The sequence below is a fragment of the Ruminococcus sp. CAG:57 genome (assembly GCF_000435935.1).
In the GTDB taxonomy this organism is placed as follows: Bacteria; Bacillota; Clostridia; order Oscillospirales; family Ruminococcaceae; genus Hominimerdicola; species Hominimerdicola aceti.
Genome location: NZ_FR890700.1, coordinates 87,642 through 93,656, shown reverse-complemented (window position 1 = coordinate 93,656; position 6,015 = coordinate 87,642). Strand labels below are relative to the sequence as shown.

Annotated in this window: 6 protein-coding genes; 4 read left to right on the top strand and 2 right to left on the bottom strand. The window is 43.7% G+C overall.

The window, feature by feature from the left end:
• Positions 1-10: 10 nt before the first annotated feature.
• A complete protein-coding gene (locus QVO88_RS02925) occupies positions 11-1,249 on the bottom strand; it encodes a homoserine dehydrogenase (protein WP_022287035.1) in 1,239 nt (412 codons plus the stop codon).
• A gap of 52 nt (positions 1,250-1,301) precedes the next feature.
• Positions 1,302-1,748 (bottom strand): ACT domain-containing protein, encoded by a 447-nt coding sequence (locus QVO88_RS02920; protein WP_022287034.1) that lies wholly within the window; start codon positions 1,746-1,748, stop codon positions 1,302-1,304.
• Positions 1,749-2,048: 300 nt separating this feature from the next.
• Between QVO88_RS02920 and QVO88_RS02915 the strand changes: the two genes are divergently transcribed.
• The 4 genes from QVO88_RS02915 to QVO88_RS02900 all read left to right on the top strand — a co-directional run bounded on the left by QVO88_RS02915 (position 2,049) and on the right by QVO88_RS02900 (position 6,015).
• Positions 2,049-2,360 carry a hypothetical protein gene (locus tag QVO88_RS02915; RefSeq protein ID WP_022287033.1) on the top strand — a complete coding sequence of 104 codons (312 nt, stop codon included), beginning with the start codon at positions 2,049-2,051 and terminating at the stop codon, positions 2,358-2,360.
• A 34-nt stretch (positions 2,361-2,394) separates the two neighbouring features.
• Positions 2,395-3,441, top strand: a complete 1,047-nt coding sequence (locus tag QVO88_RS02910) for a V-type ATPase subunit (protein WP_022287032.1) — start codon at positions 2,395-2,397, stop codon at positions 3,439-3,441.
• 32 nt (positions 3,442-3,473) lie between these two features.
• A complete protein-coding gene (locus QVO88_RS02905; RefSeq protein WP_022287031.1) occupies positions 3,474-5,420 on the top strand; it encodes a V-type ATP synthase subunit I in 1,947 nt (648 codons plus the stop codon).
• A 145-nt stretch (positions 5,421-5,565) separates the two neighbouring features.
• Positions 5,566-6,015, top strand: a complete 450-nt coding sequence (locus QVO88_RS02900; RefSeq protein ID WP_022287030.1) for an ATP synthase subunit C — start codon at positions 5,566-5,568, stop codon at positions 6,013-6,015.

The window sequence follows — 6,015 nt, the reverse complement described above, 5'->3', positions numbered from 1 at the left end:
CGCTTTTTTATCAGTATATCCTTATCTTGCTTGCGATCTCAGCGGAGTGTGAAAGGATAGTCAGGTTAGCGTCAATGTCAGCCTCTTTCATGTTCGGCGTGATAAACGCAAGCTCGTTCTCTGTCCTGCCCGAACGCTCTATATACATGAGCTTTCCGAACATCTCAGAAATAGAAGACTTGAGAGCCTCAGCATTTTCAGCCTTTATGCGAACATACATTGAAACGTCCATGTCCTTGTATGGCGCAACAAAGTTCTTGTCATCACAATCTTCCCATGTAAGAGCAAGCACTCTGTGATGATGCTTCAGACAATCGATAATGTCGCCTACTACCGCTGAAGCTGTAGGAAGCTTGCCTGCACCCTGTCCGTAGAACATAACGTCGCCAACACCGTCGCCTGTTACGCTGATAGCATTGTATACATCGTCAACAGACGCAAGAAGATTTGACTTTGGCACAAGTCTTGGACAAACGATAGCACTCACTCTGCCGTCATCAAGCTTCTTTACAGAACCTATAAGCTTTATAACATATCCTGCGTTTGCAGCATATTCAACATCATCAAGTGTGATCTTTGTTATGCCTGAGCAGTGTACCATTTCAGGATAAATGTGCTTGCCGTATGCAAGTGAGCCAAGTATACAGATCTTTCTGCAAGCGTCCTCGCCCTCAACGTCAGCCGTAGGGTCAGCCTCAGCGTAACCAAGCTTCTGAGCCATTTTCAGCGCATCGTCGAATGACATCTGCTCTTTTATCATCTTTGTAAGAATGAAGTTTGTTGTGCCGTTGAGAATACCCGATATCTGAAGTATCTCGTTTCCTGCCAGACACTTGTTAAGCGGTCTGATGATAGGTATACCGCCGCCAACGCTTGCCTCGAACAGATAGTTGCAGTTGTGTTCCCTTGCTATTTTAAGAAGCTCTGCACCCTTTTCCGCAACTAGCGCCTTGTTTGATGTAACAACGCTCTTGCCGTGTTCAAGAAGCTTCTTTGTGTAGTCATAAGCGAAAGTCGTTCCGCCTACTACCTCGGCTACTACTTCTACCTCGGCATCATTGAGAATGATGTTGAAGTCCTTTATCATTTTGTCTGCAAATGGAGAATCAGGGAAATCCCTCAGATCAAGAATGTACTTGATGTCACATTCCTTGCCGACCTTTTTTGAGATAGATTCACGGTTTTTCATAAAAAGCTCTACCGTACCAGAGCCTACAACGCCATAACCGATAACTGCTACTTTACACATAAAAAATCCTCATTCCTAATAAATTATATATTGTTAAAATCTTATTTTACCCTTACTCTCCCGATATTATCTTGACTTCCACAACGCCGTGAACTTTAGAAAGCTCCTCCGTAAGCACGTTGGTGCTAAGTGCGTCATGCTCAAATCTTACCGAGAATGTCACCGTCGCCACCGAGTCGATAGGGATATTCTGGTTTATGGTCAGAATATTCGTGTTCAACTCGTAAAGCCGTGATATAATGGAGGAAAGCACTCCCTTTTCATCTCTCAGTATGCAGTATACCGAAACGATGTTGTTTGTGAGCTGTTCTTCATAATTGAATACGGAGTCCTTGTATTTGTAGTATGCGCTCCTCGATATCCCCACCTTGCGGCAGGCTTCCGATGAAGTGGAAACTTCGCCCCTTGCCCTCATGCGCTTTGCGGCAAGCACCTTTAGCACAATGTCAGGAAGCACCTCAGAGCTTACGATAACAAGTTTGTTTTGCCCGTTCTCCAATTTTAGTCCACCTCCAAAGTACAGATGTGTGCGTGATAAATACAAGTTTACCACTTTTGTCCCCTTTTGTCAAGTGACATGACCGCAGATATTCAACTAATTTTTCAAATTCAGGGTAAAATAAAATGTGTATTCTGACTAAAATCATTACACATAGAGCAATTTGTCCAAAGAAAAGTCATATAGATAGTGCAAAATATATAAAAAGTATGGCTTTGTACCCCTTCAAACTTGCTATTTAAGACAAAAAGGTGTACAATTAATGTTATGAAACTATCCTGCCTGAAAGGGGAGAATAATATGGATATGATAGCAGAAATACTGCAAACAGATAAAGCCGCTGCAGGCAAGCTTGAAAAAGCAGATATGGAAAGCGGCGAACTGCTGGAGCGCACAGTGAAAGAAGCACAGGAGCTGAAAGAAAACGCCCTGAAAGAAGCCGAAGCCTATAAAACGCAGAAAGCCAAAGAGGTCACAGAGCGTATAAATACCGAAAGCGAAAAGATAACTTCCGCACAGAACGAGAAAACAACAGTTCTCAATAAAATATTTGAAGAAAAACATACTCAGTGGGAGAAGGAGATATTTGATAATATCATCTCTCCGAAGTAGAGCAAAAATTCTCCGTGAAAGGGGCTGAAAAAATATGCTTGACAGTTGGTCTGCCAACGGAACAGTGGCGAAAATAAAATATATCCACGGCAGAATGTTTACTAAAGAGAACTATCATGAAATGCTCATGCGAAGAACAGTCCCCGAAGCCGCAGACTATCTTGCACATTCAGCCAGATATAAAGACGCCTTCCGTGACGTTGACCCAAATACCGTCCATAGAGGTTTTGTGGAGGCGCTTCTCCAAAGAGAGAATTTCAATACCTATATGCGCCTGTGCAGATTTCAGGAGCTTGATAAACTGCCTTTTTATGACTTCCTTATAAAAAGCAAGGAGATAGAATGTATTCTGTCCATGATAAACAATATAAATTCAGGGCTTGATAATTCTTACCTTAACGACCTTCCCGGCTATGTCATAAAACATTCAAAGGTGAGCCTTCTTGAAATGAGCCGAGCCGAGAACTATGAACAGCTTCTTAAAATACTAAGAAATACACCGTATTATAAGATACTGGTGAAAATACCGCCTTTGGAGGACGGCTCAGCGGATTATACCGAGTGCGAGCTAAGGCTGAGAACAGCCTATTATACCGAGCTTTTAAATACCGCAAAACATGATTTTTCCGAAATGCAAAGCAAACAGCTCTCAGAAATGATAAGCCGGGAGATAGATTGCCTTAACATAATAAACGCCTACCGTATGAAAGCCTTTTTTGGCTACTCCTCCGAGGAGATAAAAAAACGGCAGATAAGAATAAAAACAGGCACAGGCTCAGTTAAAAGACTTGATAAGTATTATGAGCTTGAAAGCCCCGAAGATATGCTCGAATGGGTGAAAAGATCAAAGTATTCAAAGGGTTGCAAACAGGCCTCTGAATATATCGAAAGTATAGTCCGAAGTTCACAGTTTTGCTATCTTTCTCATATCCTCGCCCAAAGCACCGCCGCACCGGTTTCACTCTATGCCTTTATGAAACTGTGCAGTACGGAAGCCTTGAACATCGTGCATATAATCGAAGCGATAAGATATAATGCCGACCCCTCGGCAGTTGAAAAGGATCTTATCATCACCGCCTGAGCGGTAAATTCTCAGGAAAGGAGATAATGTGATTGGCTATAGAAAAAATGTCCCTTGTGAATATAGCAGGTCTTATGGACGAGCTTGACGCCACCTTGAAAAGGTGCTGTGAAAGCGGCTGTTTTCATATCGAGCCTGCGGGCAATTCTCCCGACAGCGCAATGAAGCCCCTCAGCGAGAAAAACGAGTATGACCGACCTCTGAAAGAGCTTGCCCAGCTTTCCGCACAGCTTGGTATAACTCTAAAGGAAACTGATTTTACTGAGTGTGACCTGTCAGTTCCGCAGGATTTTAACTCCCTGTTTGAAAAGTATAATACCCCTTTCAGCGAGCTTAATACAAAGCGGTTGGAGTTTACTCAGCGTATCTCAGAGCTTGGAGGGGCGGTCAGACAAATAGACCACCTGAAAGGTATGCACAGCGACTTTCAGCAGCTTTTCTCAATGAAGTATGTTTCCGTCCGTATCGGAAAGCTGCCTGTGGATAACCTGCCGAAGCTTGACTATTATAACGAGAATTTCTTCTTTGTCCCCTTTGAAACGGGAAAAAGCTTCTGCTGGGGAATGTATTTCGTCCCTGAACGTGATAAACAGCGTGTTGATGATATCTTCCACTCAATGTATTTTGAAAGGATACGGATACCGTCCTATGTATCAGGCGACGCAGACGAAGCCTTGGAAAAGCTAAAACAAACTATAGACGCAGATACAGTTGAGAACGCAAAGATAAACGAGCAGATAAACGAGCTTGCCGCAAAAGCAGAGCCTGAACTGCAAAAAGCTTTTTCAAAACTAAGGTTTATCCACGATACCTTTGACCTGCGGCGAAATGCCGCCGCACTAAACGATAAGTTTTATCTTAAAGGCTTTATCCCCGAAAAGGAAAAAGACCGCTTTGGTAAGCTTTTCGAGGATATGCGTTCAGTGTCAGTGGTCTATCTCCCACCTGACGCAGACGCCTCATGTGAGCCGCCTACAGTGCTTAAAAACAACTTTTTGACCCGACCTTTCACAATGCTTGTGGAAATGTATGGTCTGCCTGAGTATAAAGGCTATAACCCGACAGCCTTCGTGGCAATAACCTATACTCTGCTTTTCGGCATAATGTTCGGCGACTTGGGACAAGGACTTCTTATCGTTCTAGGCGGACTTGCCTTAAAGAAAAAGCTAGGAGCAAAAATAAGCGGTCTTGTCACACGCCTTGGCATATCAAGTATGATATTCGGCACTCTCTATGGCTCGTTCTTCGGTTATGAAGAGCTTTTAGACCCTGTGTTTGAGAATATAGGACTTGACTTCCTGCCCCTAAAGGTTTTCAAGCAAACGAACTTTATCCTCATAACTGCCGTTGCCATAGGTGTGGCACTTATCGTTATCTCAATGATACTCAATATCTATATCGGCTTTAAAAATAAGGATTACGAAAAAGCCATTTTCGGCTGTAACGGTATCGCAGGACTTGTGTTCTACAGCTCCGTTGCGGCAGGACTTGTTGGAACGCTCATGTTCGATGTAAAAGTCATGTCCACTCCGTTCGTCATTTTCCTTATCGTAATACCATTGGTGTGCATATTCTGCCGAACACCTTTCTCTATCGCCGTGAAGTATAAACAGTGGCGCTTGTCCGAGGACGAGGAAAAAATGACCGTGGGCAACTTTATAGTTGAGAACTTCTTTGAAATGTTTGAGTTCCTGCTGAGCTATGTTTCAAATACTATGTCATTTCTCCGTGTGGGCGGATTTGTCCTTTCCCACGCAGGCATGATGCTAGTGGTAATGACCCTTATGGAAATGTGTTCCGCCGCCGCACAGCCATTTGTGCTTGTGCTTGGCAACCTGTTTGTAATGGTAATGGAGGGCATGATAGTTGCCATTCAGATAATCAGACTTGAATTTTATGAGATATTCTCCCGCTTCTATGAGGGCGGCGGAAAACCATTCGAGCCTGTTGGTGTAAAATTTACTGCACAAACAGAATGATATCAAATTTGTGGTATTGTTTTGCAGGGGCGAACATCGTTCGGTCACTTGCCGTGACGGGCATTTTACCCCGACCATTATCCATACCCGTACAATGTAATTCGTAAAATCTAAAGTAAAAATAATTTTTTTGGAGGAATCAACTATGCTTATCTATTTCCTGCTCCCACTTATAGCAGTCGCACTTCTTTGCGTACCATTCATTTTCACCGCAAAGAAAATAAAGAACGGAAGATCGCCAAAGGGTGCTTTTATCGGCAATCTCTGTACATTTGCAGGCATAATGCTATGCGCTCTTATCGTCCCTGTAGGTAACTTTGTTTCAGCCGCAAGCGAGGAGGGCGTTAAGGCAGCCCTTTCAACAGGCGCAGGCCTTGGCTACCTTGCAGCAGCCCTTGCCGTTGGACTTTCCTGCGTAGGTTCAGGCATAGCTGTTGCCGCAGGCGCTCCAGCCGCTATCGGTGCAACCTCAGAAGACCCTAAGAACTTTGTAAAGGCTCTTATCTTCGTTGTTCTTGGCGAAGGTATCGCCCTCTATGGACTTCTTATCGCTATCCTTATAATCTCAAACGTAGGCACTGCACTGGGCATCTAA